Source organism: Glaciecola sp. 2405UD65-10 (assembly GCF_048820975.1).
Lineage (GTDB): Bacteria > Pseudomonadota > Gammaproteobacteria > Enterobacterales > Alteromonadaceae > Glaciecola.
Map to the genome: position 1 here is coordinate 514,186 of NZ_JBMEUF010000002.1, position 16,104 is coordinate 530,289.

Genomic DNA, 16,104 nt, shown 5'->3' on the forward strand with positions numbered 1-16,104 from the left:
ATATGTATGTGACCTAGCCAAGCGCTGATATATTTCAAAAATTACCTTTATTTTACCGGGGCTGAAAACTGTAATGCTTCCCACCACGCATCTTGCGCCTCTATAGTGCCATTTTCATTGATGTAAGGATAAGGTAAGTTTCTTCGTACGCACTCTTTATGCAGCACGGGGAAGCCACCCTCAAATAAAATTCGCTGGCACTCGGCATCACTTAGGCTACGCGTATTGTACATGCCTGCATTTTGGCGTTGCCTTTGCGCTTCGTACAACACTAGGGCCGCAGCAACCGAAACATTTAAAGACTGCACCATCCCCACCATGGGAATTACAATAGAATGATCAGCCAAGGCAATAGCTTCGTCAGTAACGCCGTATTTTTCTTGGCCTAGAATAATAGCAGTAGGTAAGGTGTAATCAATTTCGCGGAAGTCTACCGCTGAAGAGTCTAAGTGCGTCACTAGCACTTGCATATTTTGTTCTTTTAGACTTGCAATGGCTTGCTCACTAGAGTCATGGCACTCAGACTTGACCCACGCATGGCTTCCCATAGAGGTACGTTTGCGCAGGTCTGCTTTTTCATGGCCCACAAAGTGAACTTTATTAATGCCGACTGAATCGGCGGTTCTCACAATTGCTGATACGTTGAACGGGTTTTGTACCTCTTCAAACATTACCGTTAAATTGGCTTGGCGTTTAGTCAACAAAGTGTTGATTCGAGCTAAGCGTTCAGGCGTCATCGATTGTTCACGTATCATAACAAAATTGCGCCTTATTCAGGCAATACCATAACCGCATCTATTTCTATTTGCGCACCACGTGGCAAAGCACTTACTTGAACGGCTGCGCGTGCTGGGTAAGGTTGGCTAAAGTAGCGCGACATCACCTCATTTACCGTGGCAAACTGGCCCAAATCAGTCAAAAAAATGTTTACCTTTACAAGGTTGGTGAGGTTACCACCAGCAGCTTCCACTACCGCTTGAATATTCTCAAACACTTGAACTGCCTGCGCTTCAAAGTCTTCAGATACCATTTCCATGTTGCTCGGCACTAACGGAATTTGACCTGACAAATACACGGTATTTCCTGCTTTTACGGCTTGGCTATAAGTACCAATAGCGGCAGGTGCGTTGTTTGTTTGTATAATTGATTTTGACATATGTCCTCTACTATTAAAGACAAAACAAGCAGCCAAAAAGCTGCTTGTTTTGCTTAGTTGTTAGTGTGTTTATTTTTGTTTATTTAAACTGTGCCTCGACACCTTATGCAGTTCTGGCAAAGTACGTAATTTACGCATAATAGTTGCGAAGTGAATTCTATTTCTAGTGGTTAGCTCTATATCTATCGACAAATTGCCGTCATCACGGTCAAGTGTTTGCAAGTTAAGTATAGAAGAGTCACAAGCCGCAATGGCACTGGTAAGTGCCGCTAACGTACCTTGATGGGTACTCGCTTCTACACGTAATGAGGCTTTAAAGTCACCGTGGGCGTCTTTGTCCCAAAACATAGGTAACACTCTTTGCGGCTCTTCTTTTGATAATTTACGAATATTATTACAACCAATTTGGTGAATAACTACACCGCGTCCGGGGCTCAGTATTGCCACAATTTCATCATCAGGAATAGGATGGCAACACCTTGAAAAATGAACCATTAAACCTTCAGTGCCTTTAATCGCTACGGTGCTTTTCTTATCAACAATCTCAGGTTTATCACCTACTAAGCGCCTTGCAATCATCGCGCTAATTTCGTTGCCCATTCCAATATTTGATAATAAGTCATCATAACTTGCGTATTTTGTTTCATCTAGTACGCGCTGAATTTCGTCTTCTGGAATTTCGTCTAACTTAATAGTACCTAAAGCATGACGTAATAGGCGGTTACCCATACTTATGGCATCGTGAGTATGCTGGCGTTTTAAATAGTGGCGTATATTAGATCGCGCTCGCGCACTTACTACAAAATTAAGCCAGTTTGCGTTGGGCTTGGCTCTTGGAGACGTTATGATTTCTATGCTCTGGCCATTTTCAAGAGGTGTACTTAAGGAGTAGTTTCTGTGATCTACTCTTGCGCCAACGCACATATTGCCAATATCAGAATGCACCGCGTAAGCAAAATCAACCGCGGTTGCGCCCGTGGGTAATTCAATAATTTTACCTTTTGGTGAGAAAACATAAATTTCATCTGGAAATAAATCAGATTTAACCGACTCAATAAATTCTACAGAGGTACTTGCACGTTGCTGTAATTCAACCAAAGACTGCATCCATTGGTTAGCCCGCATTTGGGCTGTATTACTTCTATCGGTATTTTCTTTATAAAGCCAATGTGCGGCAACACCTTTGTCAGCTAACTGATCCATATCTTCGGTTCGAATTTGCACTTCTAGGGGAATCCCATGCAAACCTTTTAGCGATGTATGCAATGATTGGTAACCATTGCTACGAGGTATAGCAATGTAGTCTTTGAAGCGATTTTCAATGGGCTTATACAAACCGTGAATAGCACCTAAGGTGCGGTAGCAATGATCAACCGACTCTACAATAATACGAAAGCCATAAATATCCATGACTTCAGTAAACGACAATTCTTTACTGCGCATTTTTCGGTAAATGGAATATAGATGTTTTTCGCGGCCAATTACGCGCCCTTTAATTTGATTATCGTCTAAGCGATTAATCACATCTTGCTGGGTACGTTCAATAATTTCTTTACGATTACCGCGCGCTTGGGCAACCGCGCTTTTTAATGCACGGTGACGAAACGGATACATCGCTTGAAAGCCTAAGTCTTCCAATTCGTTTTTAATATCATGAATACCAAGGCGATGTGCAAGAGGCGAGTAAATTTCTAAGGTTTCTAAGGCTATTCTGCGGCGTTTGTCAGGGCGAAGCGCGCCAAGGGTGCGCATATTATGAGTTCTGTCAGCAAGTTTTATAAGAATAACGCGTATATCTTGCACCATAGCCATCAGCATTTTACGGAAGTTTTCAGCTTGGGCTTCTTGCTTTGAGTTAAACTTGAGCTTATCGAGTTTACTCACGCCTTCAACTAATTCGGCTACGGTTTCGTTAAACGCTAAGCTTAAGTCTTCTTTACTGTAATCGGTATCTTCTATCACGTCGTGTAATAGGGCTGCCATAAGGGTTTCATGGTCAAGACGCATATCAGCAAGAATACTGGCTACTGCTACCGGATGGGTAATGTATGGGTCACCACTTGAACGTGTTTGGCCTTCGTGAGCATCACGCGCTAGTACATATGCTGCGCGCACATAATCTACCTGTTGTGGGGGCAGATATGCGCTAATCTTAGTTTGTAGGCCTTCAAATAAATACACGTTTTAAATAGTTCAATTTTCAAAATAATGGATACTTAAGAATACGTTTATTTTGATACTTTGCAAACGCAAAAACGCCGATAAATATCGACGTCTTTAATAAAAATACAACTCTTAGCTAAAAATTAGCCAAGCAGCCTATTAATTGTTCGCTAAAATGCTCGCGACTGATGCAAATTCAGCGGCTTCTTGCTCGCGTTGATCTTGCAATTCAGTTTGCTCTACGGTTGACGCAGTCACTAAACCTTCTTCAATTTCACGTAAAGCAATTACGGTAGGCTTATCATTTTCAGAATCTACCATAGGATCTTTACCTTCAATGGCGATTTGACGAGCACGCTTTGCGGCTACTAATACTAGGTCAAAACGATTTCCAATTTGATCTACGGCGTCTTCAACTGTTACACGTGCCATTTAATGCTCCGATTTATAGCGTTATATATGTGAAAAATGGTCGCGAAGTATACTGCACTTAGCAACAAGAATATAGTAAAAAATAAGCACTTTATTAGCTATTACGCAAATTTTAAGCTTATTTTTCGCTTAGTAAGCTATTTAGCAAACCCGAAAAACGTGTTTGCTGTTTATTTGTGCGCAAGCTATGTGCTTTAACAACGGTAATCAACTCTTCTAATGCATGGGTGAAATTGTCATTTACTATTAAGTAGTCAAACTCATTGTAATGACTCATTTCATCTTGCGCTTTGCGCATACGCCCTGCTATCACTTCGTCACTGTCTTTACCACGGCTCACCAAACGCGCGTGTAATTCTTCTTTCGACGGCGGCAAAATAAAAATAGAGATGACATCAGGATTTACGGCTTTAATTTGCCTTGCGCCCTGCCAATCAATATCTAAAAATACATCTATGCCAGCCTCTAAACTATTTGAAATAGCCTCTTTGGAGGTTCCGTAAAAGTTATCAAACACTTGGGCATGCTCATAAAATGCATCTTCTTTTATCATTGCTTCAAATTTAGATACGTCTATGAAGTGATAATGTTCACCATTTTTTTCACCATCGCGCGGTTTACGTGTGGTATGCGATACCGATAATTGAGCAGGATTAAACATTTGGCCATCATTGGCTCTTTCAATTAACGCACTAATAAGGCTTGATTTGCCTGCGCCAGAAGGTGCTGCGACTATAAATAAATTTCCAAGAGGTTTTGACATACTTGCTTTTCCACATGTTCGGATTTGATGAACGCACTACAATTTGCTTACTCAAACAATCATAAATATCGTGTTTAAGTATGCAAGACTCAAGCGCACTTATGCTACCATAGCCAGAAATTAAGTGGATAATAACACTCACATTCTGGAGACCTTTTATGAACGAAAGCGTTTATGATCAAATGATCGACGATTTATTCATCCGTATTGAAGAAGCCCTTGATGAGCTTGAATCAGTAGATATAGACTATGAAAGTGCTGAAGGCATTCTAACATTAATACTGCCCGACCAGTCTAAAATTATTTTAAATAAACAGCCGCCTTTGTTACAACTTTGGGTAGCAACAAAATTTAATGGCCATCATTTTAACTATACTAACGGCCAGTGGATTGATGAGCGTTTTGGCGGCGAATTCAACGAATTTTTCAATGAAGCGTTGTCAAAACAAGCTGGCGTACCCATTAAATTATCAGTAGAAGCTTAATATTACATAGGAACTAAAATGGCGAACGAATTATTACCCGCAGTTGAAATTGCGGCTAAAGGTGAGCACAAAGCAACTATTATTTGGTTACATGGCCTAGGTGATTCTGGTAATGGTTTTGCCCCCATTGCCCCCGAATTAGGCCTAGCCGACTCTTTAGGTGTGAAATTTATTTTTCCTCATGCACCTGTTCGCCCAGTAACCATTAATAACGGCATGCAAATGGGTGCTTGGTACGACATAAAAACCCTTGATATGGGAAGCCGTGCTGATGTTGAAGGGGTAGTAGAATCAAGTAATAGCGTTCAAGCCATTATAGAGGCAGAAATTGCAGCCGGAATCCCCGCCAGCAAAATCATGCTAATTGGTTTTTCACAAGGTGGCGTAATTTCTTTGCACTTAGGCACTCGGTTTAATCAAAGCTTAGCTGGCATTGTTGCGCTTTCTACGTACATGTGTGAGCCGGAATCACTTGCGTCACAAAAGCATGAAGCTAATTTAAACACACCTATACTGTGTTGCCACGGGCAACAAGATGAAGTGGTCCCTCCATTTTTAGGCCAAACTGCATTTACTACGCTTAAAAACAACGGTTATAAGGCGGTGTGGAAAGAGTACATCATGCAGCACAACGTGTGTTTACCCGAAATAAAAGATATAGCTAAGTTTATTAACGAACACTTAGCATAATGTATGGCTTAGAACGTGTGTCTAAAAACCTAGGTTTACAGCACGTTTTACGCTAAAAAGAATAAATGAATCAGCGGAGTGCTTGTAATGCCATCAAGTAAATCTTTAATTCGCATAGCCACTCGCAAAAGTGCTTTGGCAATGTGGCAAGCGTTTTATGTTAAAAACCTGCTAGAAAAAAATTTCCCCGAAACCACTATAGAGTTGGTACCTATGTCAACTCAGGGTGACCGCATTTTAGACACCCCCCTAGCGAAAATTGGTGGCAAAGGTCTGTTTATTAAAGAGCTTGAAATTGCCATGCAAGAAGGACGAGCTGATTTAGCAGTGCATTCTATGAAAGATATTCCGGTGGCGTTTCCAGAGGGTTTTGGCTTGCATTGTATTTGCGAGCGTGAAAACCCTTTTGATGCATTGGTATCTAATACCTATAAAACCTTTGATGAACTACCGCATGGCGCGGTAATTGGAACATCAAGCCTGCGCAGGCAGGCGCAATTGCGCGCACTTCGACCTGATTTAACAATTAAGGACTTGCGCGGAAATGTGAATACGCGCTTACAAAAGCTAGATAACGGCGAATACGATGCCATTATTCTGGCTGCCGCTGGGCTGATTCGTTTAGACATGCACAGCCGTATAGCCGAAGAGCTTAGCCCTAATATTTGTTTGCCAGCAGTAGGCCAAGGTGCAGTTGGCATAGAGTGTAGAAACGATGACAGCGAGCTCATTAGTATGCTTAAATCACTTAACCACTCAGAAACATCCCTAAGAGTGCATGCAGAGCGTGCGCTAAATGCAACACTTCAAGGTGGCTGCCAAGTGCCTATTGGTAGCTTTGCAGAATACTTTGAGGGCTCGCTTCAAATGCGCGCGCTTGTGTCATCGGTTGACGGTAGTGACGTGTTACAAGTAAACAATAAGATTGCCTGTGAACTGCATGATACAGAAGCAGCTCAGCGCTTAGGCAAGGCCTTAGCGGAAGAGTTACTCGCTCAAGGTGCTAGAGCTATTTTAGACGCCGTTTAGTTACCTAACACCTCAACATGACATTTCTTATTGTGCGCCCTAAAAGTAAAGTCGAAGCGAGTACTTCGGCTTTTCAAAACCAAGGCTTAAATGCCCTAGGGGCGCCATTGCTTGATGTAAAAATAAGCACTAATTCGAATTGCATCCACTTGCTCAATAATGCGCAAGCAAACATCGTTATAGTGACTTCAACCTATGCCGTTGAATGGCTAGCTCAACAGAACATAAGTTTTGACCTACAAGCTTGCCATCTAATTGGTATTGGCAGCAGCACGGCCCAAGCACTCTCTCAATATAATCCATTACTACAAATAGAAATTGCCAAGCCTGAAAACTCTGAAGGGGCGCTGCAGCTGCCTAGCTTACAAAAGCTAACTAACAAAAAGGTAGTGATACTAAAGGGGAAAGGCGGTAGAAACCTACTTCCACAGGTGTTAGTACAAAGGGGGGCAGAGCTTACCTGCATTGATGCATATGAACGCGTTAAGCTGCCTTTTACTGAATCTTTTGAGCAAAGCCATATTCAGTGTATTATTGTTACCAGTATTGAATTGACCCAAGCCGCCTTATCTACTTTTGATGAACAGTGGTGTAAGAAATTGCACTGGATAGTCGCAAGTGAACGCATAAAAGATTATGCTGTAGGCCTAGGAATAACAAAAATTATTGTGAGTAAGGGCGCTAGCAATGACGCATTAGTCAAATGCGCCCAACACTTAGTACACACAGGAGTTGTGCATGTCTGATGTAAGTAAATCGAGTAATCAATCTTCAAAGTCTTCTAACGCGATAGATGAAGCCGTTATTATAGACTCTACAGATCAGGCGAAACCCCCTAAAGACAGCAAGCAAAATAAAACCGGGGCTTTGTGGTTTTTTACCTTGCTTAACCTGTTGATTGTATTGGCTTTGGTGGCTGGTGCATACTGGTATTACTCGCAAATACATCAAAACACCTCGCAGGAAAATTCGGCGCTAAAAGCAGTAGAGTCGGCACTTGATGATACCAAAACGCAACAAAACCAATTAGCTGCAAACGTAAAAAACCAAGCGACGCAATTGAACAATGAACAAGCCGCTTTGCTTGAAACAGTGAATGAACTTAAGCAAGAGCTTGAGTCGCTAGCAAGCGTAAACGAAGGACTGGGACAACGTGTAGCAGAAATGTCGGGACGCCGCCCTTCTGATTGGCTTCTAGCTGAAGCCAATTACCTGGTGAATATGGCGGGACGCAAGTTGTATTTGGAAAAAGATGTTGAAACCGCTTTTACGTTATTAAGTGAAGCTGACCAACGTTTAGTAGACTTAAATGACCCATCATTATTCCCCATCAGAAAGCAACTTGCATCCGATATGCAGGCGCTACAACAAGTAAGCCTTGTATCATCAAGCTCAGTAGCCCTTGAAATTTCGGGTTTGTCTGCTTTAGTTAAAGATTTACCAATGGATACACTGCGTTTACCTGAAGCGGATGCCGATGAAAACACCAATTTAAGTGAAGACGTGAGTGATTGGCGCCAGAACTTAGCTAAAACATGGCGCTCAATTGTAGGTGACTTTATTAGCATTAAGCACGTTGATGCGCCTTTAGAGCCCTACTTAGCTGAAAGACAACAGTGGTTGATTGAAGAGCAAATAAAACACGCATTAGCGCAGGCACAAACTGCCGTGTTAAACGAACAGGAAGCCTTGTTTAAAAGCGCTATTCAAACAGCCATGACGGGCGTTGCCGATAATTACCTATTAGATGACAACAAAGTAGCTAATTTTTTAGAAAGCTTACAAAATCTACAAAATACTAATTTCACGCAAGATATGCCTAACAAAATTGAAGCGCAAGCTTCTCTTAAGCGCTTAATAGAACAGCGTATTCAGTCACTTTATAACTCTTCTTTAAGCCCTTCTGTAGAAGCGCAAAATGACGAAGAAGGGACTGCGCAATGATAAAATTGATTATACTGCTAGTTATATTATTTTTCGGCTTATTATTCGGCCATACCCTTATGGGGATTGATGGCAGAGTAGTAATAGCATTGCCAAGCACCGTAATTGAAATGTCGTTAATAAGCTGCGCGATTATTATATTTTTCGCAGTAATAATATTTTGGTTGCTTGAATGGGCGGTAAAGAAAATCTATCGTTCAATAGCCGGTTCTAAAAACTGGTTGGGTTCATTTTCTAGGCGCCAGCAACGTAAGGCTTTTTACCAAAGTATAAATGCCATGCTTTTGAATGAGCCTAACACTGCTTTAGCCAATATACGAAAAACCCTAGGCGGCGATTTTTATGGCACCAACGCTCTTATTGCGGCTGAATTAGAGATGCAAGCGGGTAATTATGACCAAGCACAAGCCTATTTAATTACCGCTACTGACAACCCAGAAGCAGAAGCAATAGCGATTTTAAAACAGGCAGAAATTACCCTTATACAAGGTGACCCTCAAGAGGCAATGAACTTACTTTCTGCCATTGAAGGGAAAGCAAGGCAAACAAAATCTTTTGTTGTACTGAAATTAAAAATTCTGGCCGCATTGCAAGACTGGCCTCAAATTAAAACCTTGGCGACTAACAACAAAAAGTTATTAGGTGACGACTACATTACTTGGGTGGGTGAGTGCATGCACAGTGAGTTTGCCGCTATTGCAAGCAAACATGGAGCGAACGCCCTTAAACAGCATTGGCAAAGCCTTTCAAGACAAGCCAAGAAAGATGAAGCTAATCAAGTAGCTTATATTCAACTGCTTATTGACCAAGGTTTACATGCCGACGTAGAGCCTGAATTAATTAAATTTGCGTCTAAGAATTCACATCACTCTTATTGGCCATTGTTCAAGCAGCTACAATTAGCTAACCCAGCAGCTTCAATGCGTTTTATTGAAAGTGAGATTAAGGCGCAGCCTACTAACCCAACCTTATTTTCAGTGTTGGGGCACTTGGCATTTAACAGCGGTGATATGCCTTTGTGCATTAAAGCGATGCGAAAAGCACTTGAGCTTAAACACAGTAAAGAAGATATGAAGTTATTAGCCTTGGCTTTAGAGCGCAGCAATGATGTTGCTGCAGCTAACGCCTTGTATCATGAATTACTAAGTTAGCAATTAACGACTACTATATAGAACAAGCTAAACTTATTTAGCAAATATGGTGAGTGAAAAACTATTGCGCTCTTCGAGCGCTTTTAGTTTAGCAATAGCAGATTCATCTAGCGTTTGGCCTTGCGGCATTACCAAAATATCTTTTTCATTATAAATAGCTTCCGTTAAGGTCATGCCATTTGCAAGGTCACGCGTACTCAAACCCTCTGACTGCGAAGCGCTATTTTCAACCAGCATTACGCCTTCCAATGCACTTAGTACCTGTTTACTATAATGCAGTCCAGCAAACTGATTTAATTTTCCTATAGCAACTTTGTTGCTGTATTTCTCGCCGTCGTAGCGGCCTAAAGTAAGCCGATAGTAATCACGAACAGTACCAATAATTTGTGCACCAATGGGGATCTCTTTCTTCTTCAAACCTTTTGGGTGGCCACTCCCATCTACAAACTCAAATTGATTAACCAACATTTCGCATATAGGTTTTAGGTGTATAGCCGGAGATAGAATCAGCAAGGCTATATTGCCTTGATTGTTATATTCAGATTGCTGCTTTGGCGTCATCTTTGTGTAAGCATTGGTATAAATATTTTCATTTAAACCAACAAAGCCCAACTCGGCGATTAAGCCGGCAAATTTAATATCTTCAATTTCTTTTGCATCTAATTGTAAGGCATGCGCCATTTTAACGGCTAATTGGCTTACTCGCTTACCAAAATTAACATCAACAAATGGTAAGCTATTTAAGGCATTACAAAGCACCTTTTTAGTTGCAATGCCTTGCATATCAGCTCGTTTAATGGCGGTTTTCATTTGGACAGTTCGTAGCTCAACTCGCTCTTCTAAGGAAGAGTTTAACAAGCTCAATCGTCGGTTTTGCTCACTTACCTTTTTTTGCAAGTCATCATTTTCAAACTTTAAACGAAAATTATTTGTACCATCTTCTATAGCGGCTATAAGCGCCTCGTTTGACCACGGCTTTTGAATATAACGATGTATACGCCCTTTATTAACGGCGTTCAGTAATCTATCGGCATCTGCATACCCTGATAATACAATTCTGTATGTATCAGGGTATAGCTGCGCTACTTGTTCCAAGAACGCCTCACCGTTCATGGCTGGCATTTTCATATCACATACCACCACATGAATTTCGTTATTTTTCATGAAATCTAACGCTTTGTTGCCGTCATCAACTAATACCAATCTATTTTGGCGACCATGAAACAAGCGCTTCATAGCACGCAAAATATTGGGTTCGTCATCTAAAAATAGTACGGTAAATTGCTTTTTTTCTGGCATATGTAGCTATATTCTCAAAAGGCTAATGCAATACAGCGTTGGTCAAAGGCAAGGAAATCGTAAATTGACTACCTTTTCCCAATTCGCTAGAAACGGCTAAGTCGCCGTTATGCTCTTTAATGATGTCGTAAGAAATGGCTAAACCTAAGCCTGTGCCCTCGCCTTCCTTCTTAGTGGTGTAGAATGGGTCAAATACTTTTTTCAATGCACTGGGTTCTATACCGCAAGCAGTATCAGTTACATAAATTAGTATTTGTTTATCTACTACTCTTGAAGATATCAAGATTGAACCTTTCTCGATATTGTCCATTGCCTGGGCCGCATTAATAAGCAAATTGGTAAACACTTGATTCATTTTGCCCACGTTAATTTCTACATGAGGTAAATCGCTGAGTTCTAAACGTAATTCAGCTTTTTCGCTTATTTGTTTCTCTACCATTTTGTAGGTTGAGCGAATACAATCATTAATATCAAACAGTTGTTTATGATCACTATCTACTCGTGCAAACACCGACATATTTTGAACAATATCAGTTACGCGCTGAAGACCTTCTTCCATATCACTTAGCAATACGTCCATGTCTTCACTCACAAACTGCATGTCTTGATCGATAATAATGCTTTGAATATCGGTCTGTAACTTGTTCTTCACTGTTTCATCCTCTGCACTCATCGCTTGGTTGATTAATATAAGTAACTGGTCGTATGTACCTACGTAGTTTTTTAATGTTTCTAAGTTACTACATACAAAACCTATTGGGTTATTCACTTCGTGAGCAAGGCCCGCCGCTAGTTGCCCCATAGATACCAATTTTTCGTTTTGCACCAATTGTTGCTGTGTCTCTTTTAAATTTATGTTCACCCGCTGCAACTGCTTATGTTTAGTGACTAGCTCAGCGGTTCGTTGCTCAACTTTTTGTTCTAAACTTTGGTTAAAGCGTTCCAACTCAGCCTGATACTCTTGGGTTTGTTGCGCTTTAGCCTGCAGCTCATCTATCAACAAGTTAAAATTTAATGCTACGTCACTAATTTCATCTTTACTTGTTATGTCTACCTTCGTGTGGCTAAAATCGCCACTTCCAATCGCTTGTTTCACTTTATTTGCCGCTACCGTTAATAGGCTCAATTGCCTGGTTAAATAGCTGCCTAACAAATATGAAAACAAAGCCACTAGCAACATTTCTGTGGCTGCAAGCGTACTCAACCATTTCTTTATTGTGAGTAAATTTTCATTTAAGCCGGTGATGCCAATACCCACTTCAACACGGGCGTAAACTTCCTCACCTTCTTCAATTAAGGCGAATGTGTCATAAATGCCATCATCCACCCCTTCCAAATTGCTATCTTCACGAAACAACTTTTGTAAGTCTTTTTCATGCCCTGCTTGCGCAAAAATATCACCTTGCGTATTTAGGACCCTAGCGTAACGAATATCAGGGTTCTCCATTATGTCGTTTACGAAGGTGTCGAGTGAGGCCAAGTCATACGACAACACGGCGTCTTCTGCCATTGTGGCAAACAACCTTGCGGTTGTATTTGCCCGCTTTTGTAAGTCACTATTTGCCGTTTTTGCAAAAAAGTGAATAGCACTAAACACCATGGCAATCAGCAATATCCCTTCAATTGCTGCAACGCCAAATATAGTTTTACTGCGAAGGCTCAGTCGTAACATTAATATTCATTGCCCTTATTGAATCCCATTCGGCGTCATTTGCCGCAGTAAATCCACTAAACCCAATCGCATTTAATAATTCATAATCGTTTATATCGAGCAACGCTTTTGTTAGCGCCTTTTGCATGCCTTCACCTACTTTAGGGCTTAAAGCAATTGCATGAGGCGTGTAGCCGTCACTTTTCCACAATATCCGTAATTTGTCTCGCACCTGCTTAGGGCTAGCGTTAAAGGTTCTTAAAATACCCCCGCCTGCCTGAAAAAAACCATTCGCAACACCTAAATAAACCGAGTCATGTGACTTTACAAAACGCTGTTCAACTTCTATGTTATGCAGCTTCAAATGAGCGTTTGGTATAAGTGTTGCGGCAAACGCTAAGGGAGCTGGAAACGCCATTTTCCCTTTGTTCAAATCACTTAAGGAAGCAAAACCTGAATCTTTTGCAACCACCACAATACCCTTTATTTGTTTGTCTTTTTGCTTAGCTATTGCGCGGTAATCAGCCTTTTTAGAGTAAACCGCGTAATGATACGGATTCATGTAGCCAATATCATATTCATGATTATTTAAGCGCGCTTCAAACTCCGGAATTGAAGGCGCTGTTGCAAAGGTGATTTTCTGGCCAGTAGCACCTGATAAACGCTGAATAATTGGCCCCCACGTTGCAGCCAGTTTTTTAGCTGATTGCTGCGGCACAACGCCAAACACCAAAGTTTGCTCATTGTTTGGCAATGGCATACTTTCACCCTTAGTAGTGCTTTGATATGAAACGCAAAGCGGGCTTGCACACAAAAGTGAAAAGCAAACTAACAGGCGTTTACATGTATGTGCTCCACTGGCAAACAACAAACTCATTAATAAAACCAAATGTTGATAAGGTATTTGTGCGCTTAATGGTAATTTCTATTCGCTGTAGATGGCTCATATTGTTCATACATAGGTATTTGGATTTACTCCTTAATAATGTAAGCTTATGAATTGGAGATTATTTTTATTAGCGCAACCCGCTAGTTTATTGGCTTTTATTCAAATCTAAACTAAGACACACTCAATTACTATGAATCAAAATCTAAAAAAACTATGCACGCTTGCTGATGCAGGCACTAAAACCTTCTTAGGGTTAATGAGCGGTACCTCTTTAGATGGCTTAGATATAGCCCTAGTGGAAGTAATGGGCACTGATAAAAACACGCGTTTCGTGCTAAAAAAATTCACAACAATAGAATATGGCAGTGAATACCTAAGCCTTATCAAACCTATTTTTGCAAAGCCCAACGCGCCAATGGCTGCGCTTTGTGAGGCTAATGTTATAGTTGCTCAGCACCATGCGAATATGGTGAATGCCACCCTTAAAAAGTGGAGTTTAGCGGCTACAGATATTGATGTAATAGCCAGCCATGGGCAAACCGTGTTTCACCAGCCAAACGGCAAGGTTAAATCAACACTACAAATTGGTGATGGGGATCACTTAGCTCACCTTACGCAAATAACGACCGTAAGTGACTTTAGGCAAAAGCATGTAGCGGCAAATGGTGAGGGCGCCCCCTTAGTACCCTATGCTGACTTTTTGCTTTATGGAGATGAAGTACAAGATCGAGTGTTATTAAATATAGGCGGTATAAGTAACTTTACTTATATGCCAGCGAAGTGCAACTTTGATTCAGTGCTCAGCGCTGACTCTGGCCCAGGCAATACCCTAATTGATAAAGTGGTGCAACAGTACAACTTACACCCCAAAGGCTTTGATGAAAACGGAGATATTGCTGCCTCAGCACAAGTGGTTCCCGAATTGCTCAGCATATTACTAAATGACCCGTATTTTACCCAATCTAATACTACTAGCACCGGCCCAGAATATTTTAATACTGATTGGTTAGATGCGCGTATACGCCAGTGGAAGCAGCAAACACAAGCCGTTTCAATTAGCCCGCACAATTTAGTTGCTACGTTAAGCCATTTCACAGCACAAAGTATTGCAGTGCATATTGATAAAATATTGCCACAAAATAGCTTAGCTTATGTGTACGTTAGCGGCGGCGGGGCATATAACAAACAGCTTATGACATTGTTAGCTGAGGCATTACCTGCTTGTAATGTTCTGCATTCTGATGAACTTGGTATGCCGGCTTGCGCTAAAGAGGCCGTGCTGTTTGCGGTGTTGGCGAATCAGACACTGTTCTCAAATTATGATATCTTTACGAATTCTCGCAACATACCTGCGGTAGGATTAGGTAAATTAAGTTTTCCCAACTAGTTTTTGTAACGGAGCCCTTTTGTCATCTTTCAATTTATCATCTAAGGCCAGCAATGTAATTGTGGCGTGCCATAGCACAGAGTTATCAAATAACGAAGGCGATTTGTTTGCCCAAATGCAGCCTTGGGGCATTATTTTATTCGCACGTAATATTGAAAACCCCACACAGGTTCAAAAGCTAATAGAAAGCATTAAAGTGGCCATGAAGCGAAGTGAGCTAATGGTATTTATTGACCAAGAAGGCGGGCGAGTATCTCGTTTACCTAGCGCATTTTGGCGAGTTCCTCCAGCCCCTACAGTTTTTGCACAAATGTATCAAAGCGAGCCTGACATAGCTAAACGCGCCTGCTTTTTAAATGCGTGGTTAACGGGTATTGAGCTAAAAGCGTCTAGTATAAACGTGAATTGCGCCCCAATGATTGATATTACCCAGCAAGATTCAGCCACCATTATTAGTGAGCGAGCCTTAGGCAACACCACTACCGCAGTGATAGATTTAGCACGTGAAATTACCAAGGGGCTTAAGCGCGCAGGTGTAGCACCTGTAATTAAGCACATGCCAGGGCATGGGCGTGCCACATGTGATAGCCACCTTGAATTGCCTAAAGTTGACGCCAGCATTGCTGAATTAAACGACTTAGACTTTGTGCCGTTTAAAGCACTAAATGATGAAAGCATGGCTATGAGCGCACATGTTTTATATTCGCAAATAGATGCAAATAGCCCAGCTACCGCAAGCGCTACCTTAATTAAGAAAGTCATTCGTTCAAGCATCGGCTTTGATGGCCTACTAATGACCGACGACATCAACATGAAAGCCTTAAGTGGCAGCATTGCTACTCGTGCAAATAGGGCTATAGAAGCCGGTTGTGATATTGTGCTTCACTGCAGTGGTGATTTTGATGAAATGAAGGAATTAAGTGAGGTAGCCACCGAACTTACGGACGATGCATTGCGCCGGGCGCAAAGCGCTGAAAAAGTTGCTTTTCATACGCCTGCGAATACCTCAGCACAAGACATCGAAGATGAGCTCAATAGCCTGTTAAAGCGCTATTCTTAAGCCGT

General features: G+C 41.4%; 16 protein-coding genes. 8 read left to right on the top strand and 8 right to left on the bottom strand.

All coding sequences use genetic code 11. From position 1 onward, the window contains the following. Positions 1-47: 47 nt before the first annotated feature. From trmH to gmk, 5 genes are all read right to left on the bottom strand, one after another. A complete protein-coding gene (gene trmH, locus ACOI22_RS14400; protein WP_420672990.1) occupies positions 48-737 on the bottom strand; it encodes a tRNA (guanosine(18)-2'-O)-methyltransferase TrmH in 690 nt (229 codons plus the stop codon). Positions 738-769: 32 nt separating this feature from the next. Further along, positions 770-1,156, bottom strand: coding sequence for a RidA family protein (locus ACOI22_RS14405; protein ID WP_420672815.1), 387 nt, complete (start codon positions 1,154-1,156; stop codon positions 770-772). Between the two features lie 69 nt (positions 1,157-1,225). Next, entirely contained in the window at positions 1,226-3,337 is a 2,112-nt protein-coding gene (gene spoT, locus ACOI22_RS14410) for a bifunctional GTP diphosphokinase/guanosine-3',5'-bis pyrophosphate 3'-pyrophosphohydrolase (protein ID WP_420672816.1), read from the bottom strand. A 141-nt stretch (positions 3,338-3,478) separates the two neighbouring features. After that, positions 3,479-3,751: a DNA-directed RNA polymerase subunit omega gene (gene rpoZ / locus ACOI22_RS14415; protein ID WP_420672817.1), complete on the bottom strand. Its 273-nt coding sequence runs from the start codon at positions 3,749-3,751 to the stop codon at positions 3,479-3,481. A gap of 118 nt (positions 3,752-3,869) precedes the next feature. Continuing rightward, on the bottom strand, positions 3,870-4,514 hold the full coding sequence (gmk, locus tag ACOI22_RS14420) for a guanylate kinase (protein WP_420672818.1): 645 nt from the start codon (positions 4,512-4,514) through the stop codon (positions 3,870-3,872). A gap of 158 nt (positions 4,515-4,672) precedes the next feature. On the opposite strand from gmk, the gene cyaY reads away from it, so the two are divergent. From cyaY to ACOI22_RS14450, 6 genes are all read left to right on the top strand, one after another. Continuing rightward, positions 4,673-4,999 (top strand): iron donor protein CyaY, encoded by a 327-nt coding sequence (gene cyaY / locus ACOI22_RS14425; protein WP_420672819.1) that lies wholly within the window; start codon positions 4,673-4,675, stop codon positions 4,997-4,999. Positions 5,000-5,017: 18 nt separating this feature from the next. Further along, positions 5,018-5,689 carry an alpha/beta hydrolase gene (locus ACOI22_RS14430; RefSeq protein ID WP_420672820.1) on the top strand — a complete coding sequence of 224 codons (672 nt, stop codon included), beginning with the start codon at positions 5,018-5,020 and terminating at the stop codon, positions 5,687-5,689. Positions 5,690-5,776: 87 nt separating this feature from the next. Further along, positions 5,777-6,718 (top strand): hydroxymethylbilane synthase, encoded by a 942-nt coding sequence (gene hemC, locus ACOI22_RS14435; protein ID WP_420672821.1) that lies wholly within the window; start codon positions 5,777-5,779, stop codon positions 6,716-6,718. Positions 6,719-6,735: 17 nt separating this feature from the next. Further along, complete coding sequence (locus tag ACOI22_RS14440; RefSeq protein WP_420672822.1) at positions 6,736-7,464, top strand: uroporphyrinogen-III synthase; 729 nt, start codon at positions 6,736-6,738, stop codon at positions 7,462-7,464. Next, entirely contained in the window at positions 7,457-8,662 is a 1,206-nt protein-coding gene (locus ACOI22_RS14445; RefSeq protein WP_420672823.1) for a uroporphyrinogen-III C-methyltransferase, read from the top strand. Before ACOI22_RS14440 ends, ACOI22_RS14445 begins: the two co-directional genes overlap by 8 nt. Further along, positions 8,659-9,813 (top strand): heme biosynthesis HemY N-terminal domain-containing protein, encoded by a 1,155-nt coding sequence (locus tag ACOI22_RS14450; RefSeq protein WP_420672824.1) that lies wholly within the window; start codon positions 8,659-8,661, stop codon positions 9,811-9,813. Before ACOI22_RS14445 ends, ACOI22_RS14450 begins: the two co-directional genes overlap by 4 nt. 33 nt (positions 9,814-9,846) lie before the next feature. On the opposite strand, the gene ACOI22_RS14455 is transcribed toward ACOI22_RS14450, so the two are convergent. The 3 genes from ACOI22_RS14455 to ACOI22_RS14465 are packed head-to-tail and all read right to left on the bottom strand — an operon-like array spanning position 9,847 to position 13,523. Beyond that, positions 9,847-11,112 (bottom strand): HD domain-containing phosphohydrolase, encoded by a 1,266-nt coding sequence (locus ACOI22_RS14455; protein WP_420672825.1) that lies wholly within the window; start codon positions 11,110-11,112, stop codon positions 9,847-9,849. 22 nt (positions 11,113-11,134) lie between these two features. After that, on the bottom strand, positions 11,135-12,784 hold the full coding sequence (locus tag ACOI22_RS14460) for an ATP-binding protein (RefSeq protein ID WP_420672826.1): 1,650 nt from the start codon (positions 12,782-12,784) through the stop codon (positions 11,135-11,137). Further along, positions 12,759-13,523: a phosphate/phosphite/phosphonate ABC transporter substrate-binding protein gene (locus tag ACOI22_RS14465; RefSeq protein WP_420672827.1), complete on the bottom strand. Its 765-nt coding sequence runs from the start codon at positions 13,521-13,523 to the stop codon at positions 12,759-12,761. The genes ACOI22_RS14460 and ACOI22_RS14465 overlap by 26 nt, the downstream gene beginning before the upstream one ends. A gap of 319 nt (positions 13,524-13,842) precedes the next feature. Here ACOI22_RS14465 and ACOI22_RS14470 point away from each other — a divergent pair, with 319 nt between their 5' ends. Continuing rightward, entirely contained in the window at positions 13,843-15,039 is a 1,197-nt protein-coding gene (locus tag ACOI22_RS14470; protein ID WP_420672828.1) for an anhydro-N-acetylmuramic acid kinase, read from the top strand. A gap of 19 nt (positions 15,040-15,058) precedes the next feature. Beyond that, the gene (gene nagZ, locus ACOI22_RS14475) at positions 15,059-16,099 is read left to right on the top strand and encodes a beta-N-acetylhexosaminidase (RefSeq protein ID WP_420672829.1); all 1,041 of its coding nucleotides are present in this window, start codon (positions 15,059-15,061) and stop codon (positions 16,097-16,099) included. The last annotated feature ends 5 nt before the right edge of the window (positions 16,100-16,104 follow it).